This window comes from Oleiphilus sp. HI0125 (assembly GCF_001635355.1).
The window spans coordinates 1-1,025 of sequence record NZ_LWGF01000047.1 but is presented as its reverse complement, the minus strand read 5'-3'; the positions used below and the strand labels follow the sequence as shown (position 1 = coordinate 1,025).

Below are 1,025 nucleotides of genomic sequence, written 5' to 3'. Positions count from 1 at the left end.
AAAGCCTGGGCAACAGTCTGTAAATGGTAGGTCGTTATCCACTGTTTTAGGTACACCAATACAAGTAATTGGGTAACCCATTTTTTCACTTAGTTGGCTTACTTTGTATGCAGTATCTTGGCTATCGCCACCGCCGTTGTAGAAGAAGTAGCCAATGTTGTGTGCTTGGAATACTTCGATCAAACGCTCATATTCACGCTTGTTTTCTTCAAAGTTTTTTAGCTTGTAACGGCAAGACCCAAATGCGCCACTTGGTGTGTGCTTGAGTGCAGCAATATCTTCTACAGATTCAATGCTTGTATCGATCAATTCTTCACGCAATGCGCCAATGATACCATTGCGTCCCGCATATACTTTGCCAATTTTATCGCTATGTTGGCGGGCAGTTTCAATAACGCCACAAGCAGAAGCGTTGATAACGGCAGTAACACCGCCAGATTGAGCATAAAATGCATTCTTGATCGACATTGATAAACCTATAGGTCGTGAGTATGAAATTTGCGCGCATTATACGCGAATATATCGATGTGTCATGGTGAGAAAGTAAAGCCTTATAAAAAATTTCAATCGCGAATTTACAGGCTGTATTAATGGCTATAAAAATAATTAGATTGCTTCACCTAAGTGCTAGCCGATATAGTTTCGCGCTGAGACTTTAGGTCTCTAGAAATCTAATTGGCAAGGAATGCCAAATCATAAATTACTCTCAAAAAAAGGATCTTGTGTGAGTCATTCTTCGTGGACGAGTACCGCTCAGTCGGTCGACTCGGGTTTAGTTTGTTTAGTGATGCTGGCGCGGTTTTATCAGGTCGCAGCCGATATGCTCCATCTACTGATCGAGTTTTTTATGTCCCCCTTGTTGCGATATCAGCATAAAGGCCTTCGGGAGCGTTAGCAGTTGAGTGCGCGCTAAAGGCACACTTATGCATGTGTAATGAGATCTAAATGTTCGGGGCTGCTCAAGTGCGACACATGATTAAAGCTAGAAACGTATCTTTTATCGCCCTTAATAAATAGCTCCGTAA

2 protein-coding genes are annotated in these 1,025 nt (G+C 42.1%); one reads left to right on the top strand and one right to left on the bottom strand.

From position 1 onward, the window contains the following. On the bottom strand, positions 1-468 hold a 468-nt coding region (locus A3762_RS00875; protein WP_156493102.1), incomplete at its 3' end, for a diphosphate--fructose-6-phosphate 1-phosphotransferase. A gap of 256 nt (positions 469-724) precedes the next feature. Here A3762_RS00875 and A3762_RS26260 point away from each other — a divergent pair. Then, on the top strand, positions 725-895 hold the full coding sequence (locus A3762_RS26260; protein WP_156493101.1) for a hypothetical protein: 171 nt from the start codon (positions 725-727) through the stop codon (positions 893-895). The last annotated feature ends 130 nt before the right edge of the window (positions 896-1,025 follow it).